The organism is Halolamina pelagica, assembly GCF_900115675.1.
GTDB classification, from domain to species: Archaea; Halobacteriota; Halobacteria; order Halobacteriales; family Haloferacaceae; genus Halolamina; species Halolamina pelagica.
This window is the reverse complement of the sequence record NZ_FOXI01000001.1, coordinates 345,645-360,822: the sequence shown is the minus strand read 5'-3', so window position 1 is coordinate 360,822 and position 15,178 is coordinate 345,645. Positions and strand designations below refer to the sequence as shown.

13 protein-coding genes are annotated in these 15,178 nt (G+C 68.2%); 2 read left to right on the top strand and 11 right to left on the bottom strand.

Going from position 1 to position 15,178, the window contains the following annotated elements; translation table 11 throughout:
- Positions 1–48: 48 nt before the first annotated feature.
- From BMZ83_RS01890 to BMZ83_RS01870, 5 genes are all read right to left on the bottom strand, one after another.
- Positions 49–1,563, bottom strand: coding sequence for an ABC transporter ATP-binding protein (locus BMZ83_RS01890; RefSeq protein ID WP_074875033.1), 1,515 nt, complete (start codon positions 1,561–1,563; stop codon positions 49–51).
- Entirely contained in the window at positions 1,560–2,582 is a 1,023-nt protein-coding gene (locus BMZ83_RS01885; RefSeq protein ID WP_074875031.1) for an ABC transporter ATP-binding protein, read from the bottom strand. The genes BMZ83_RS01890 and BMZ83_RS01885 overlap by 4 nt, the downstream gene beginning before the upstream one ends.
- Entirely contained in the window at positions 2,579–4,003 is a 1,425-nt protein-coding gene (locus BMZ83_RS01880) for an ABC transporter permease (RefSeq protein WP_074875029.1), read from the bottom strand. Before BMZ83_RS01880 ends, BMZ83_RS01885 begins: the two co-directional genes overlap by 4 nt.
- Position 4,004: 1 nt before the next feature.
- Positions 4,005–5,051 (bottom strand): ABC transporter permease, encoded by a 1,047-nt coding sequence (locus BMZ83_RS01875; RefSeq protein ID WP_074875026.1) that lies wholly within the window; start codon positions 5,049–5,051, stop codon positions 4,005–4,007.
- Between the two features lie 126 nt (positions 5,052–5,177).
- Positions 5,178–7,076: an ABC transporter substrate-binding protein gene (locus BMZ83_RS01870; RefSeq protein WP_074875024.1), complete on the bottom strand. Its 1,899-nt coding sequence runs from the start codon at positions 7,074–7,076 to the stop codon at positions 5,178–5,180.
- Between the two features lie 171 nt (positions 7,077–7,247).
- Between BMZ83_RS01870 and BMZ83_RS01865 the strand changes: the two genes are divergently transcribed.
- Positions 7,248–8,213 (top strand): metallophosphoesterase family protein, encoded by a 966-nt coding sequence (locus BMZ83_RS01865; protein ID WP_074875023.1) that lies wholly within the window; start codon positions 7,248–7,250, stop codon positions 8,211–8,213.
- 37 nt (positions 8,214–8,250) lie between these two features.
- On the opposite strand, the gene BMZ83_RS01860 is transcribed toward BMZ83_RS01865, so the two are convergent.
- A complete protein-coding gene (locus tag BMZ83_RS01860) occupies positions 8,251–8,607 on the bottom strand; it encodes a hypothetical protein (RefSeq protein ID WP_074875021.1) in 357 nt (118 codons plus the stop codon).
- A 125-nt stretch (positions 8,608–8,732) separates the two neighbouring features.
- On the opposite strand from BMZ83_RS01860, the gene BMZ83_RS01855 reads away from it, so the two are divergent.
- Positions 8,733–9,131: a CBS domain-containing protein gene (locus tag BMZ83_RS01855; RefSeq protein WP_074875355.1), complete on the top strand. Its 399-nt coding sequence runs from the start codon at positions 8,733–8,735 to the stop codon at positions 9,129–9,131.
- A gap of 11 nt (positions 9,132–9,142) precedes the next feature.
- Here BMZ83_RS01855 and BMZ83_RS01850 read toward each other — a convergent pair whose 3' ends face one another.
- From BMZ83_RS01850 to BMZ83_RS01830, 5 genes are all read right to left on the bottom strand, one after another.
- Complete coding sequence (locus BMZ83_RS01850; protein ID WP_074875019.1) at positions 9,143–11,191, bottom strand: prolyl oligopeptidase family serine peptidase; 2,049 nt, start codon at positions 11,189–11,191, stop codon at positions 9,143–9,145.
- Between the two features lie 61 nt (positions 11,192–11,252).
- Positions 11,253–11,774 carry a hypothetical protein gene (locus BMZ83_RS01845; RefSeq protein ID WP_074875017.1) on the bottom strand — a complete coding sequence of 174 codons (522 nt, stop codon included), beginning with the start codon at positions 11,772–11,774 and terminating at the stop codon, positions 11,253–11,255.
- 49 nt (positions 11,775–11,823) lie between these two features.
- Positions 11,824–12,876, bottom strand: a complete 1,053-nt coding sequence (locus BMZ83_RS01840; protein ID WP_079990077.1) for an ABC transporter ATP-binding protein — start codon at positions 12,874–12,876, stop codon at positions 11,824–11,826.
- Positions 12,873–14,150, bottom strand: a complete 1,278-nt coding sequence (locus tag BMZ83_RS01835) for an ABC transporter ATP-binding protein (RefSeq protein WP_074875015.1) — start codon at positions 14,148–14,150, stop codon at positions 12,873–12,875. Before BMZ83_RS01835 ends, BMZ83_RS01840 begins: the two co-directional genes overlap by 4 nt.
- Complete coding sequence (locus BMZ83_RS01830) at positions 14,147–15,178, bottom strand: ABC transporter permease (RefSeq protein WP_074875013.1); 1,032 nt, start codon at positions 15,176–15,178, stop codon at positions 14,147–14,149. Before BMZ83_RS01830 ends, BMZ83_RS01835 begins: the two co-directional genes overlap by 4 nt.

Sequence of the window (15,178 nt, the reverse complement as noted above, 5' to 3'; positions counted from 1 at the left end):
GGGCCCGTGGCGTAAGCCCTGTCGGTTCCCGACCGAAAGGGGTGGGCGTCAGTCGCTGCGGTAGCGCTGTTCGATGACGGTGTCGGGGTCGGCGTACTCCTCGCGGTGGCGGAGACACCGGCTGGTCCGTCCCGCGCCCACGTCGTTGGCGTCGGGGTGCTCCTCCGAGCAGACGCTGCCGAACGCGTCGTCGAGGCGCTCGGCGGCGCCCTCCTCGTCGCCGGCGCGGGCCAGCTCGGCGGCCTCGTAGACGACGGCTGCGGCGTCGGCGGCCATGTCGAGCGTGATCCCGCCGTCGCCGTCGCGCTCGGCGTCGAACAGTTCGAGCAGCAGTTCGTCGACGGTGGAGACGTCCTGGACCCCCAGCCGCTCCTTGACCACGTCGACGATCCCCTTCTCGGCGTTCGACCGGGCGCGGAACACCGAGTGGAGCTGGTCGAGCGCCTCCCAGTGCTCGCCGGTGACGCTGTACGCGTCGGGGCGGATCTTCGCCGGACAGCGCGAGGAGAACCGGCAGCCGCTGGGCGGGTCACGCGGGCTGGGCGGGGTGCCCCGCAGCGTGATGCGCTCGCCCGTCTCGACCATCGAGCCGGGGATCGCCGAGAGCAGCGACTCGGTGTAGGGGTGGGCCGGATCGGTGAACACCTGCTCGGTCGGTCCGAGTTCCATCACCTCACCCAGGTACATCACCGCCACGCGGTCGGCGATGTGGCGGACGACGCTCAGGTCGTGGGCGATGAACAGGAAGGTGAGCCCGAGCTCGTCCTGCAGGTCCTCGAGCAGGTTGATGATCCGGGCCTGGACGCTCACGTCCAGCGCGGAGACGGGCTCGTCGAGCACCAGGAACCGCGGTTCGAGCGCGAGCGCGCGGGCGATGCCGACGCGCTGGCTCTGCCCGCCGGAGAACTGGTGGGGGTAGCGGTAGAAGTGCTCCTCCCGCAGGCCGACCTGTTCGAGCAGGCTCCGGACGCGGTCCTCGCGCATCTCGGATGCGTGCTTGTGGAGGGTCACGTCGACCCCCTCGCCGTCGGCGTCGACGGTCAGGTCCTCGCGGGTCAGCGGCGCGCCCTCGCGGACGGTGACGCCGCCGTCGGCGTCGATCGTCACGTCACGGCGTTCGTCGCCCTCGGCGCGGTGGACGCGCTTGCCGGCCACCTCGCGGTCGTCGGCGACCGACACCGCGAGGTTCGGCCAGTCGTGGGCGTCCAGCGGCTCGCGGATGATCTCGCCGACGGTCATCCGGTCGTTGAGGCTAGCGTCGGGGTCCTGGAACACCATCTGGGCGTGACTCTGCCACCGGCGGAGCTCCCGGCCGGAGATGCTGGTCACGTCGGTGTCGTCGGCGAGTACCTCGCCGTCGGTCGCGGTCTCCAGGTTCAGGATCGTCCGCCCGAGGGTGGTCTTCCCGCAGCCGGACTCGCCGACGAGGCCGAGCGTCTCGCCCTCACGGATGTCGAAGCTGACGCCGTCGACGGCCTTCACGGGGTCGCCGCCGAGCAGGCCGCCGTCGTCGTAGTACTTCTTCAGGTCGCGCACTTCGAGGAACGGCTCGGCCTCGCTCATGCGGTCTCACCTCCGTCGGCCACGACGCCGTCCTCGGGCGGCGACTCCTCGAACTCGTCGTCGTAGAGGAGACAGGCCGTCTCGTGGTCGGCGTCGGGGTCACCCACGGCGATCCGCTCGGGGTGAACCTCGTCGCAGGCGTCGAACGCGTGCGGGCACCGCGGGGCGAACCGGCACTCGGTGGGCTCGCTGGTCGAGGTCGGCACCTCGCCCTCGATCGTCGGGAGCCGGTCCCCGCCGGCGGTCCGGCCGGGGATGCTCGCGAGCAGCCCCTTCGTGTAGGGGTGTTTGGGGTCGTCGAACAGCTCCTCGACCGGCGCGCTCTCGACGAACTCGCCGGCGTACATCACGTTCACGCGGTCGGTCGTCTCCTCGATCACGCCCATGTCGTGGGTGATGAACAGGACGCCCAGATCCTCCTCGCGCTGGAGCTCGTCCAGCAGTTCGAGGATCTGGGCCTGGATCGTCACGTCGAGCGCCGTCGTCGGCTCGTCACAGACCAGCAGGTCCGGGTCGCAGGCCAGCGCGATCGCGATCACCGCACGCTGGCGCATCCCGCCGGAGAACTGGTGGGGGTACTCCGAGACGCGCCGGGCGGCGTCGGGGATCCCCACGTCCTCCAGCAGTTCGATCGCGGCGTCGGTCGCCGCTTGCCCGCGGAGCCCCTGGTGGATGCGCAGCGCCTCCTTGATCTGGTTACCGACCGTGTAGACGGGGTTGAGCGAGTTCATCGGGTCCTGGAACACGATAGCGATGTCGCCGCGGTGTTCGTCCCAGTTGCCGCCGACGAGTTCGTCGCCGCAGAACTCGATCGACCCCTCCTCGATCACGCCGGGCTCCTCGACGAGTCCGAGCACGGAGCGGGCGGTGACAGACTTGCCCGAGCCGGACTCGCCGACGAGGCCGACAGTCTCGCCACGCTGGACGTCGAAGCTCACGCCGTCGACGGCGTGGATGGTCTCCTTGTCGGTGTGGAACACCGTCCGGAGGTTCTCGACTTCGAGCAGGGTGTCGCTCACGCGCCACCCCCCGCCCCGGCGGTCTCGCCGCCGGCGCTGTCGGACTGCGGGTCGATCGCGTCGCGGATCCCGTCACCCAGCGCGTTGAACCCGGTCACGACCAGCGTGATCAGGATGCCGGGGATGAGCGAGATGTGCCACGAGCCGGTTCTGACGTAGTCCTGTCCGAGGTTGACCGCACGGCCCCACTCGGGGGTCGGCGGCGCGACGCCCAGCCCGAGGTAGGAGAGCCCCGCGATGGAGATGATCGCGCCGCCGAGGGTCATCGAGCCGTAGATGAGCAGATAGCCGGTGACGTAGGGAAGCATGTGTTTGCGCATGATCGTCGTCGGTCGCTGGCCGAAACTCCGGGCGGCGTCGATCCACTCGCGTTCGGAGATCTGGAGTGCCGGCCCACGGATCGACCGCCACATGTAGGTCCAGCCGGTGAACGCGAAGATGAGCGCGAGCAGGAAGCCGCCGCTGTACACCTCGTTGATCCACGACTCCCTGAGCACGGTGGTGAGCATGATCAGGAGGAGGAGCTGTGGCATCGCCATCACGGCGTCAGAGACCAGTACCATGCTGAGGTCGACCCGGCCCTTGTAGTAGGCCGACGTTAACGCGAGCGTGGCGGCGATCGAGGCGCTCAGCGCCACGGAGAGCACGCCGATCACCAGGGAGATGCGCGACCCCACCACGAGGAAGGTGAACAGGTCACTCCCGTCCTGCATCGTCCCGAACGGGTGGAACCGCCCGTAGTCGTCGTAGGTCCACGGCTCGACGTTCTGGTCGTTCCCCTGGGACAGGGAGTCGAGGTTCGCGTCGCCGACCAGGATCGTCTCGACGGAGCCGGAGTCGCTGTCCCAGTAGTCGATCTCGTGGCCGTAGGAGTTGCGCATGTTCTGGTCGACGGTGGTCGGCCCGAGCGCGGGCGCGAACACGGCCATCGTGACGAACATGAACACGATGACGAGCCCGAAGATCCCCCACTTGTGCCCGCGGAAGCGGTCGAACACGTCGTCGCGGGGGGTCCAGTCGGCGGCGCGGTACTCACGGCGGTAGATCCGGTAGCCCCAGACCCCCCAGCCGAAGGCCGCGAACGCGTAGAGGTAGACCAGCGTCGCACGGAACGCCCACGCCATGGCGGGCGAGAGGCCGAGGAACGTCCCCTCGTACCCGCTGCCGTCGAAGTACCCCTGGTTGGGGATCGTCTCGCGGGAGAGCAGCGTTGGGATCTCCCGGACCGCGTTCTCGACGGCGGTCAGGAAGCCGACGGCGTCGACGCCCGGGATCGCGAGGAGCCCGTCGATGGTCAGGCTGACGACGAAGTTCAGAACGGCGCCGGCTTCGAGGAGGAAGAGGAACAATCCCACGAGCGCCCACAGCGCCGTTCGCCCGTCGGTGAAGGCGTCCGCGACGCGGGAACCGTTCACCGACATCTCACTCGCCCTCCAACCCGACGCGCGGGTCGATCAGCGTGTAGAGCACGTCCTGTATCAGATTGATTCCGACGATCATGAGGATGAACACGTACATCAGCGTCCCGACCAGCGGGAGGTCGCCCTGGATGGCCGCCTGGAAGAACAGGTAGCCGATCCCGTTGATCCCGAAGACGGACTCGACGAGCACGCTGCCGCCGATGAGGAGGAACGCCTCGCTGGTGATGATCGGGACCAACGGCACCAGCGCGTTCCGGAGGATGTGTTTGTAGACGAGCGCCCGGTCGGAGACGCCCTTGACTTTCGCGAGTTCGACGTAATCCTGGTTCTTCACTTCCAGCACGGCCGTTCGACCGATACGCATCTCGTTCCCCATCGACGCCGACCCGAGCACGATGGCGGCGGGGGCCACCTTCTTGATCGCCTGCAGGGTCGCGTTCGGGTTCGTGAAGAAGGCGATCGGGTTGCCGGCCATGTAGCTGAGGTCCGGGTTGCCGGAGATGCCGGAGGTGAGGTTCGGTCCGATCGCCTCCCAACTGAACCCGAAGATCGCCTGTGAGCTCCCGAGGACCGCCAGCAGCATGATCCCGAGCCAGAAGTTGGGCATCGCCCGCCAGACGATCCCGCCCATCGACGCGACGTAGTCGGCGACCGTGTTCGACCGCATCCCCGCGTAGAACCCCAGCGGGACGCCGATGAAGATCGCGATCAGTACCGACCAGAACCCCAACCAGAGCGTCCGGGGGAGGAAGTCCATGATGAGCGCGTTCACGCTCGATCCCTGGTAGAGCAGCCAGGTCCGGCCGAGGTCGAAGACGATGAGGCTGCTCAGCCAGTCGACGTAGTGCTGGAGCGGCGGTTGGTTCAGCCCCAACTGCGTCTGTGCGGCTTCGTACGCGGCGGGGTTCCGGACCTGCCCCTCGCTCAGCAGCCGCGTCGCGGGGTCGATCGGCCCCATGAAGATGATGTACCACGTCATCGACGTTCCCAGCCAGATGACCGGGATCGCCATGAGCAGCCGCTTCCCGAGGTAGCGTGCTCTGCTCACGTCTGGCCTCCGTCGGTCGGCTGTTCAGTTCGTCCGTACCGGAGGTCGAGACGGCGTGTTGGGTGCATTCGTGTGCGTTCGGACGGGCGTAGGAAGGGGGTGTTGAAAAGCCGGCCGATTACCGTTCTACCGGCTGAGCGTCAGGTCGGTGAACATCTGGTTCTCCATCACGCCGTACATCTCCACGTCGACGTTGGTGTGCCAGAAGCGCTGGCTCGCGGGGTTGACGATCGGCAGCTCCTGCATGGAGAGCCAGTTGCCCTCCTCGATGGTCTGGAACGCCTCGGCCTCGGACTCCGACGTGGCGTCCTCGGCGGCGTAGTTCTCCTGCCACGCGTCGATGGTGGTCTGGCGGAGCTCCTCGTCGTGGTAGCTCCCCTCGGCGCCCCATCGGGTGAACTGCGTCGACGGGCTGCCGCCCCAGAGGAAGCGCAGGAAGTTCTCCGGGCCGGGGTACTCCATCCCGTCACCCAGCGCGAAGACCTCCATGCTGCCGCTGATGGCCTGGCTGATGATCGTCCCGAACTGCGCCTCGGTCACGTCCATCTCGATGTGGGCCTGCCGGAGCTTGGACTGCAGGCGGGTGAAGACCCGCTGGTAGGCGCTGTTGCCGGAGATGGTGGTCGCCGTGATTTCGAAGGTGTTGTCGGGGCCGTAGCCGGCGTCCTCCATCACCTGCTTCGCGGAATCGAGATCCGTCTCGGCGTAGCCGTACGGGTAGCCGTCGGCGGCCCCCTCGAGGTTGGACTGGTACCCCTCCTCGGCGTGGCGGGTGTACGTCTCGCTCGCGCTGACGTCCTCCTCGAACTGCGGGTACGCCGCCGGCGGCACGATGTGGTAGGCCGGCGTCGCGGTCCCCTTGAAGACGCTCTCGGCGACGTCGTGCTGGTTCAGCGCGTAGGCGAACGCCTTCCGGACCGGGATCGGGACTTCGAGGGTGTTGAACACCAGGTACTCGGTCGTCAGCGCCGGGATCTGACCGTAGTTGACCGTCTGGCCGCCCAGGTCGTACGTCCCGATCTGCTTGGCGCCGTCCTGCTCCTCGATCGAGACGTTGCTCGGCGAGAACGAGGCGGTCGGCATCCCCTCGAGGATGTCGGCGTTGCCGTTCTCGAACCGGTTGAGTCGGGCGTTGCCGTCGGGGACGACCGTGAAGACGATCTCGTCGACCTGGGGCTCGGTGCCGTAGTAGTCGTCGTACTCCGACAGCGTGATCGCGTCGCCCTTGCTCCAGGAGTCGACCTCGAAGGCGCCCGCGCCGGCGAAGGTGGGGCCGTCGCCCTGCGTGCTGAAGAACTCGTTGTAGGCGTACTCGCCGTCGTACCCCTCGACGTCGCCGACGGAGTTCTCCGGCAGGATCGCGAACGTGCCGCCCGCGATCTGGAACAGCGTCCACGAGAACGCGCTCTGGAGCGTCATCTCGAACGTGTAGTCGTCGACGGCCTCGACCGCCAGCGAGCCGGGGACCACGTCCTCGAGGGTCGTCTCGTCCTCGGGGGGCGCGAGGGTCTGGTCCTTCTCGTGGGCGATCGTCATCGTCTCGCCGATGATGTCGTCCTTGTTCCGGGAGTTCTCGGACTCCGCGAGCCGTCGGTAGGAGTAGACCACGTCCTGTGCGGTCACGTCCTCGCCGTTGTGGAACGTCGCGTCCTCACGCAGCGTGAACGTGTACGTGAGGCCGTCGTCGGACAGTTCGTAGTCCTTCGCCAGCGCGGCCTCCGGCGGGTACTCCCCGTCCGGGAACTCCATCAGCTGCTGGTTGTACTGGTTGTAGCCGGCGCCGGACCCCTTCGCGTTGATCGGGTCGAGGGTCTGGATCGCGCCGGTCGCCATCATCTGGAGGGTGCCGCCGGCCATCGGCGTCCCCGGCTCCGTGTCGGTGTCGTCGGAGCCGCCCGCCGGCTCGTCGGTGGGCGATTCCGTCGCTGTTTCGTCGGGTGCGTTACCGCCACAGCCGGCGAGTGCCGCCGCAACGCCGGTACCTGCCGCCGCCAAGAACGACCGCCGAGTTTTCTCCTCGGGCATCACTCCAACAGGATTTCCGGCGATGCAAATAGTTTGTCCTCTGTGTTGGTCCGTGGCAGTATATCCCGGTCAAAACGGAGGTTTCGGTAGCGATACGTGTGGATATATATGGCGAACCACCGGACGGGCGAAGCTCCACAGGTTTATGAACGGCGTCGGCTCAGTCCCGGTATGGCTGACGGACCCGTCGACCACAGTGGTACAACGCCGGGGAACGTGATGGCGCGGCTGGCGCGCCCCCGAAGCGACGAGCCGACCCGCATCGCCGTCGTCGCGGACCCGCACGTCTCAACCCGCGAGGAGGGTACCTCGAAACTGTTCGAACACACCGAGACCCACCTCCGGAACGCGGTGGCGGACATCAACGACCGCGATGTCGACTACACGCTCTGTGTCGGCGACGTCACCAAGGACGGCGAGCGCTGGAACTACGACGCCGCCGACGCGATCCTCGCCGACCTCGAGACGCCGTTCCGGGCGATCCCCGGCAACCACGACGTGGAGAAGGAGGGGTACGACCACGAGAACCTCCCCCTCGCCGAGTTCGAGGAGCGCTACACCCCCGACGGGCTCCCGTTCCACGAGCGCGTCGGCGGCGTCGACGTGGTCGGCCTCAACAGTTCGGGCGGCGACGACTGGCTCACCGACTCCCACGACGGGCTCGTCACCGACGAGCAGCTCGAGTGGCTCGACGGGACCCTGCCCGAGCTCGAGAGCCCGCTCGTCGCGGTCCACCACAACCTCCCCACGATGTCCGACCAACTGGTCCAGCACCGCGACAACAACGAGCCCGAGATGGCGATCCCGCCGACGATGCGGGAGCCCGAAGCGTTCCTCGACGTGCTCGCCGAACACGACGCGCCGCTGATGGTCACCGGCCACCTCCACCTCCCCTCCGCGACGAAAGAGCGGGGCGTCCGCGAGATCATGTCGCCGACGACGTGTTCGTTCCCGCAGTCCTACCTCGTCTTCGACGTTGGCCCCGACGGCACCGAGGTCCGGCTGATCCCCGTCGTTGACCACGAGGGGATGATGCTCGGCCACTACGAGCGCCACCAGGACTCCGACACCGGGAAGGGGTTGACCGACATGGCCGCGATCCGGCTGGCCCAGTTCCCGCTGGTCGACGAGTCCTGATCGCTGCGGCCGTCCCCCCGCGGCGAGAACTCACTTCTCAGGTCGCTTTCGCGGCCGCCCGCAGCGCCGTATCGCTCCAGACGCCGACGACGATGGCCAGCTCGACGACCGGCGGGAGTCCCTGGGGGAAGAGCACGTAGACGATCAGCGCCAGGGCGAGGAAGATCGCCAGCGGCGGCACGTCGTCGAGACGCGTCGAGCGCGTCCCCCGGTAGTAGAACGCCGCGCCGGCCACGAGGCCGAGGCCGACGCCCAGCGCGATCCCGCCGGCGTCGAAGGCCGGCACCGATCCGCCCCAGAGTTCGAGGTAGACCAGCCCGGTCGCGACCACCGCGATCAGCAGCGAGATCGACACGGACTCCGAAACGTCGCCCTCCGCGTTCCCCGTCTCCATACTCGGCCCCTGTTCCGGCCCGCTGAAAAGCGTGCCCACTCGAAATCGACGACCTGTACCTCGGTGGTCACACCGAGAGGGGAAGCGTTATGGCCGGGGTCGTGCTCTATGTTGACATGGACGACATCGACGATCTCTTCGTGGCGAGCCTGATGACCACCGACGTCAAGACCGTGACCCCCGAGACGCTGGTCGAGGCGGCCGCCGACCTGATGCTCGAACACGAGATCGGGTCGGTCGTGGTCGTCGACGACGACGGCGGACTCTCCGGGATCCTCACCCGCACGGACTTCGTCGCCATCGTCTCCGGGCAGGAACCCAAGGACCAGACCCCCGTCTCGGAGTACATGACGACGGACGTACTAACCGCGAAAGGCGGCGACTCGATCCGCGATGTCGCCGACCGGATGATCGAAGCCAGCATCCACCACATGCCCGTTCTCGACGACGAGGAAGTCATCGGGATGATCACCACCTCGGACCTCACGGCCTACCTCTCGACGGTCCGGACGCCGAGTCCGTAGACCCGGCAGCCTCACTCCTTGCTCACGTCCGCGCCGAGCCGATCACACAGCCACGTCCACTGGTCGACCTGCTCCTCGACGATCATCTCGGTCGACTTGCCGACGCCGTGGCCCGTGTCGGTCTCGGTGCGGAGCACGATCGGCTCCTCGCCGGTCTGGTGGGCCTGCACCAGCGCGGTCATCTTCCGGGCGTGACTCGGGTGGACGCGCGTGTCGCCCGCGGCGGTCTTGAACATCGTCGCCGGGTAGTCCCGCTGCTCGACGTTGTGGTACGGCGAGTACTCGCGGATGTACTCGAACGCCTCGGGGTCCTCGGGGGAGCCGTACTCGACGGTCCAGGACTCGCCGAGCAGGAAGCGGTGGAACCGGAGCATGTCGAGCAGCGGCACCGTACACAGGATCCCGGCCCACAGGTCGGGGCGCTGGGTCAGCGCTGCACCGGTGAGTAGGCCGCCGTTGGAGCCGCCGTAGGCGCCGAGGTGGTCCGTATCCGTGTAGCCCGCGTCGATCAGTCCCTCGGCGACGGCGTGGAAGTCGTCGAACACGTTCTGTTTGTGCTCGCGCATCCCGGCCTCGTGCCAGGGTTCACCGTACTCGGTCCCCCCGCGGAGGTTGGCGACGACGAAGACCCCGCCGGCGTCGAGGAACGGGCCGGCGAACCGCCAGAAACTCGGCGTCTGCGGGATCCGGAAGCCGCCGTAGCCGTACAGCACCGTCGGCGCCTCGCCCGCGGGATCGAGCCCCTCACGGTGGACGACGAACGCGGGCACCTCGGTCCCGTCCGCGGACTCGAAGAACTCCTGGCTGACACTCACGTCGACGCCGAGTTCGATATCGGCCCGTCCGACCGTCTCGGGGGAGGCGTCGGCACCGTCGAGTCGATAGCGCGTGACGCGGTCGGGCGCCTCGAAGTCGTGGACGACGTAGAACAGTTCCTCGCCGTCGTCGTCCGAATCGACGCCGTCGATGGTGCAGAACTCGGGGCTGGGGAGCGTCTCGACGGTCTCGCCCCCGGCCCAGACCGAGAGCCCCGAGGAGGCGTCCCGGAGGTGGTTCGCGACGAGCGACTCGCCGGCGACGGTCACGTCCTGCAGAACTGCGTCCGTCTCGGGGATCGACACCGCGAACTCGTCGGGGTCGAGGTCCGCGCCCGCCGCGACCGTCCCGACGTCCGCGGTGAGTACCCGCGAGAAGTCGGCCTCGTAGTTGGTGAGGAAGTGGACCTCGCCCGCATCGGAGGCGACGTGGGGGGCGAACGTGGCGTCGTAGTCGGTCAGTAGCGGCGTGAGCGGCTCCTCGGCGTCGGGGTCGACCCGGTAGAGGTCGGTGTGGGTCGTCCCCTCGTGGACCGCGGCGAGGAGGGTGTCGGTCTCCGTGTCGTAGGCCAGTTCGGGCCACGCGTGCTCGCTGAAGGCGTCGGTGAGCAGTTCGTCCTCGTCGGGATCCGCGTCGTGGCGGTGGCCGTACAGCGCCTTCTGGAGCTGCTCGCCGTCGCCGGGGCCGCCCGTGCGGATCGAGTAGAAGCCGTCGTCGGTCCACGCGAACCCGCCGGGGTTGACGCGGCCGGCGTCGGGCACCTCGTCGCGGAGTTCGCCCGTGTCGGTGTCCACGACGCGCACGTCGTACTGCTCCTGGCCGCCCTCGTCGTAGCCGTAGGCGACGCGTTCGCCGTCCGGGCCCACGGTGAACCAGTTCATCGACGCCGCCTCGCCGTCGAACGCGTTGGGGTCGACCAGCGACCGCGGTTCTTCGTCGAACGAGTCACGGACGTACAGGACGCCGTGGTCCTCGTCGGGCTCCTCGATCGTCTGGAAGTAGCGCCCGCCGGCGGCGGTCACGGCGCCGTAGTCGGTGACCCGGGCCACGCGCTCGAACTGCGGGCGCAGGGCGTCGCGGGTGTCGGTGTCGAGCACGGTGTCGGCGTACTCGTTCTGGGCCGCGACCCACGTTTCGACCTCCTCGCTGCTCTCTTCCAGCCAGCGGTAGGGGTCCACGATCTCCTCGCCGTGGTGCTCCTCGGTGACGGGCCGTCGCTCGGTGTCAGGGGGGCTGTCGCGCATACGGGAACGGGCCGCGCGGCGGGCTTAAAGGAGTGGCAAGCGGCAGGACCGACGCCGGCGGTTACTCGATGCGGAACGTCGTCTCCGCGCGGAGGTTCTCGGTGCCGTGGACGGCGTCGATGCTCACGCTGAGCGTGTGTTCACCCCGGTCGGCGGTGCGCCACTCGCGCTCGTCGACGCGGACGCGGCCGGACCACGTGCGACGGAAGCGCTTGCGCTCGCTGCGGTCGAACCGGAAGAGGCTCCGCTCCTCGGGGTGGTCCGCGGGCAGCTCCGAGCCCTCGACGTTGCCGTCGACCGACCACTCCCACGGTTTGGGCGTCTCGGTAACGATGGTGACAGGGAGCGGGAACCGGTTGTAGAAGGTGACGCCGAAGTGGATCTCCTCGCCGGACTCGTAGCGGTCCTTGTCGGTCTCCACGTCGACGGCGATCGCCCGCGAGCGCAGGAACTGCGGCACGAGCGCGTGGCTGACGTTGGTCCAGTTGACGTGGTTCCGGCTGGTGCTCTCGTCGTCCTCGACGGGCGAGAACGGGTCCTCGTCGTCCCGGCGCAGCGCCTCCGAGTCGTAGACCCGACGCATACGCTGTCGCATGCGGTCGACGCGGAAAAAGGTCCCGTGACCGGGGCCGTCAGTCGGCCGTCGACTCGGCGCCGGTCGAGTCGGCCGACGAGCCGACCTCGTCCTGGATCTCCTCGTGGAACGGGCAGCCGATCCCGTGAGTCGAACTCACTTCCTCCAGGTCCGGGTGTTCGTCCCACTCCGAACACTCGTCGTGTGCGATCGGACACCGCGTGTGGAACTTACAGCCCGACGGCGGGTTGATCGGCGAGGGGACCGTCCCCTCGAGGATGATCCGGTCGCCCTCCCAGAGGGGGTCGGGTTCGGGGATCGCCGACAGCAGCGAGCGCGTGTAGGGGTGGTACGGCGGGGAGAAGATCTCCTCCGTTTTCCCGACTTCCACGATCTCGCCGAGGTACATCACCGCGATGCGGTCGGCGATGTGTTCGACCACGCTCAGGTCGTGGGCGATGAACAGGTAGGAGAGGCCGAAGTCCTCCTGCAGGTCCTCGAGCAGGTTCAGGATCTGGGCCTGGACGCTCACGTCGAGCGCCGACACCGGCTCGTCGCAGACGATGAACTCGGGGTCGACCGCGAGCGCGCGGGCGATCCCGATACGCTGGCGCTGGCCCCCCGAGAACTCGTGGGGGTAGCGCGAGGCGTGGCTGGCCTGGAGCCCGACGGTCTCGAGCAGTTCCTCGACGCGCTCGGCGCGCTCCTCGCCGGCGGCGAGGCCGTGCACGTCGAGCGCCTCGCCGACGATGTCGCTCACCGTCAGGCGCGGGTTCAGCGACGCGAAGGGGTTCTGGAACACGAACTGGAGGTCCTTCCGGTAGTCCCGGAGTTCGGCCGAGGACAGCTCGGTTAGGTCCTCGCCGTCGTAGTAGACGGAGCCCTCGGTCGGCTCCTCCAGCCCGAGCATCGTTCGGCCGAGCGAGGACTTCCCGCAGCCGGACTCGCCGACCAGGCCGAGGGTCTCCCCCTCGGCGATCTCCAGGTCGACGCCGTCGACCGCTTTCACCGTCTCGGCGTCGCCGAGGATCCGGTCGAGCAGCCCCTCGTCGGTCGAGTAGTGCTTCTTCAGCCCGTCGATCTCGATCAGTGGCTCCTCGTCGGCACTCATACTGATTCACCTCCGTCGGCCGCGGCGTCCTCACGGATCTGCACGTCGAAGTCGACGCCGTCCTGCAGGTCGCCGGTGTACTCCAGACAGGCGGCGGTGTGGATGTCGGAGTCGGGTTCCTCGATCGGTTCGCCGGTCTCCGTGTCGACCAGCGGCGGTTCGTGTTGGATGCAGGCGTCCTCAGCGTACGGACACCGCGGGTGGAAGCTACAGCCCGAGGGGAGCTGGACGAGGTCCGGCATCGTCCCCGGGACGGTTTCGAGCCGGTCGCGGTCGTCGCCGATCCGCGGGATCGAGCTCATCAGCCCCACCGTGTAGGGGTGTTTGGGATCGTAGTACAGCTCCTCGACGGAGCTCCGCTCGACGGGCTTGCCGGCGTACATCACCATCACGCTGTCACACAGTTCGGCGACGACGCCCAGGTCGTGGGTGATCAGCTGGATGGCCACGTCCTCGTCGTCGGAGAGATCCTTCAGCAGGTCGAGGATCTGCGCCTCGATCGTCACGTCCAGCGCCGTCGTCGGCTCGTCGGCCACGATGAGCGACGGGTCACAGGAGAGCGCGATGGCGATCACCGCGCGCTGTTGCATCCCGCCGGAGAACTCGTGGGGGTAGTCCGAGTACCGCTCCGCGGGGTCCGGAATCCCGACCCGATCGAGCATGTCGATTGCCCGCTCGCGGGCGGCCTTCTCGCCCATGTCGAGGTGTTTCCGGATCGCCTCCGCGATCTGTTCGCCGACGGTGTAGACCGGGTTGAGCGCGGTGTGCGGGTCCTGGAAGATCATCGCGATCTCGGCCCCGCGCAGCTCCTGCATCGCCTCGGCGGGCGCGTCAAGCACGTCGACGTGGCCGGCCTCCACGTGGAGGCTACCGTCGTCGAGCTCGGTCGCGACCTCCTTGGGCCGGTCGCGGACGGTCGCGCCCGGATCGTCGCCCACGCTCCCGGACTCCGCGCGGAGTTCGGCGACGTGGATGTAGCCGGAACTGTTCTCGGTCGCGACGCCCTCCGGGAACTTCCGGGCGAGCGTGGCGACCGCGCTGGGCGAGCGGAACGTCACGTCGCCGCCCTTGATCCGGCCGGGGTCGTCGATCAGCCGCATCAGCGAGAGGCTGGTGACGGATTTGCCCGCGCCGGACTCGCCGACGACGGCGAACCGTTCGCCCCTGTCGATCTGGTAGGAGACGTCGTTGACGGCCTTGACCTCGCCCTCCTCGGTGTAGAAGCTGGTCTGGAGGCCGTCGACCGAGAGCAGCGGTTTGTCGTTCGCGCTCATTCTCGCACCCCCGCACCGCCGCTTGTGTCACCCTGCGGATCGACGGCGTCCCGGACGCCGTCACCCACGAGGTTGATCGAGAGCACGAACAGGAAGATGGCCAGTCCGGGGAACACCGTGATCCACCACTGGCCCTGGATCAGGCTGCTCCGGCCGCGGGCGAGCATGCTGCCCCACTCGGGGGAGCCCGGCTCGAGCCCGAGCCCGAGGAAGCCCAGCGCCGCGGCGTTGAGCACGACGGTCCCGATCCCGAGCGTCGCCTGCACGATCACCGGCGCCATCGCGTTGGGCACGACGTGGCGGAAGATGATCGAGCGGTCGCGTGCGCCGAGCGCCTTCGCGGCGGTGACGTACTCGTTCTCCTTGACCGAGAGCACCTCGCCCCGCAACAGGCGGGCGTAGCTGATCCAGACCACGAGGACCAGCGCCGTGATCATGTTCCAGAACCCCTGGCCCAGCACCGCGATCAGCGCGATGGCGAGCACGAGGAACGGGAACGCGTAGAGGATGTCGACCAGGCGCATGATGACCTCGTCGATCCACCCGCCGTAGTAGCCCGCGAGGGCGCCGAGCGGGACGCCGACCGAGAGCGCGATGCCGACGGTGATCACGCCGATCGTGAGGCTGTAGCGACCGCCGTACATCACTCGCGAGAGGATGTCCTTCCCGGACCAGTCGGTCCCGAAGGGGTGGGCGGCCGACGGCCCCTGGTTGAGCGCGCCGAAGTTGGAGTTCGTCGGATCGAACGGCGCCAGCGAGAACGGCTGGATCGTGATCCCCTCGATGGCGATCGGGCGTGCGAAGATCGTCGTGAACAGCATCACGGCGATGATCGCCAGCCCCACCAGCGCGGTGCGGTTGCGCTTGAACCGTTCCCACGCACGCGTCATGCGGTCGCGAGACACCGTGCTCTCGTCCTGTTGCCACTCGAATCGCTCGTCGCGGTCCTCGAACACGGAGGTGTCGAACCCGGTCACCCGGATCCGCCCGCGTTCAGTCGTCGTCGTTCGCTGTGATTCGTGAGACAT

Coding starts and splice junctions, on each gene's coding strand:
- BMZ83_RS01880 (WP_074875029.1), bottom strand. CDS start 4,003: ATGTCGGTGAACGGTTCCCGCGTCGCGGACGCCTTCACCGACGGGCGA.
- BMZ83_RS01860 (WP_074875021.1), bottom strand. CDS start 8,607: ATGGAGACGGGGAACGCGGAGGGCGACGTTTCGGAGTCCGTGTCGATC.
- BMZ83_RS01840 (WP_079990077.1), bottom strand. CDS start 12,876: ATGAGTGCCGACGAGGAGCCACTGATCGAGATCGACGGGCTGAAGAAG.
- BMZ83_RS01835 (WP_074875015.1), bottom strand. CDS start 14,150: ATGAGCGCGAACGACAAACCGCTGCTCTCGGTCGACGGCCTCCAGACC.
- BMZ83_RS01830 (WP_074875013.1), bottom strand. CDS start 15,178: ATGTCTCACGAATCACAGCGAACGACGACGACTGAACGCGGGCGGATC.
- BMZ83_RS01845 (WP_074875017.1), bottom strand. CDS start 11,774: ATGCGTCGGGTCTACGACTCGGAGGCGCTGCGCCGGGACGACGAGGAC.
- BMZ83_RS01870 (WP_074875024.1), bottom strand. CDS start 7,076: ATGCCCGAGGAGAAAACTCGGCGGTCGTTCTTGGCGGCGGCAGGTACC.
- BMZ83_RS01850 (WP_074875019.1), bottom strand. CDS start 11,191: ATGCGCGACAGCCCCCCTGACACCGAGCGACGGCCCGTCACCGAGGAG.
- BMZ83_RS01865 (WP_074875023.1), top strand. CDS start 7,248: ATGGCTGACGGACCCGTCGACCACAGTGGTACAACGCCGGGGAACGTG.
- BMZ83_RS01890 (WP_074875033.1), bottom strand. CDS start 1,563: ATGAGCGAGGCCGAGCCGTTCCTCGAAGTGCGCGACCTGAAGAAGTAC.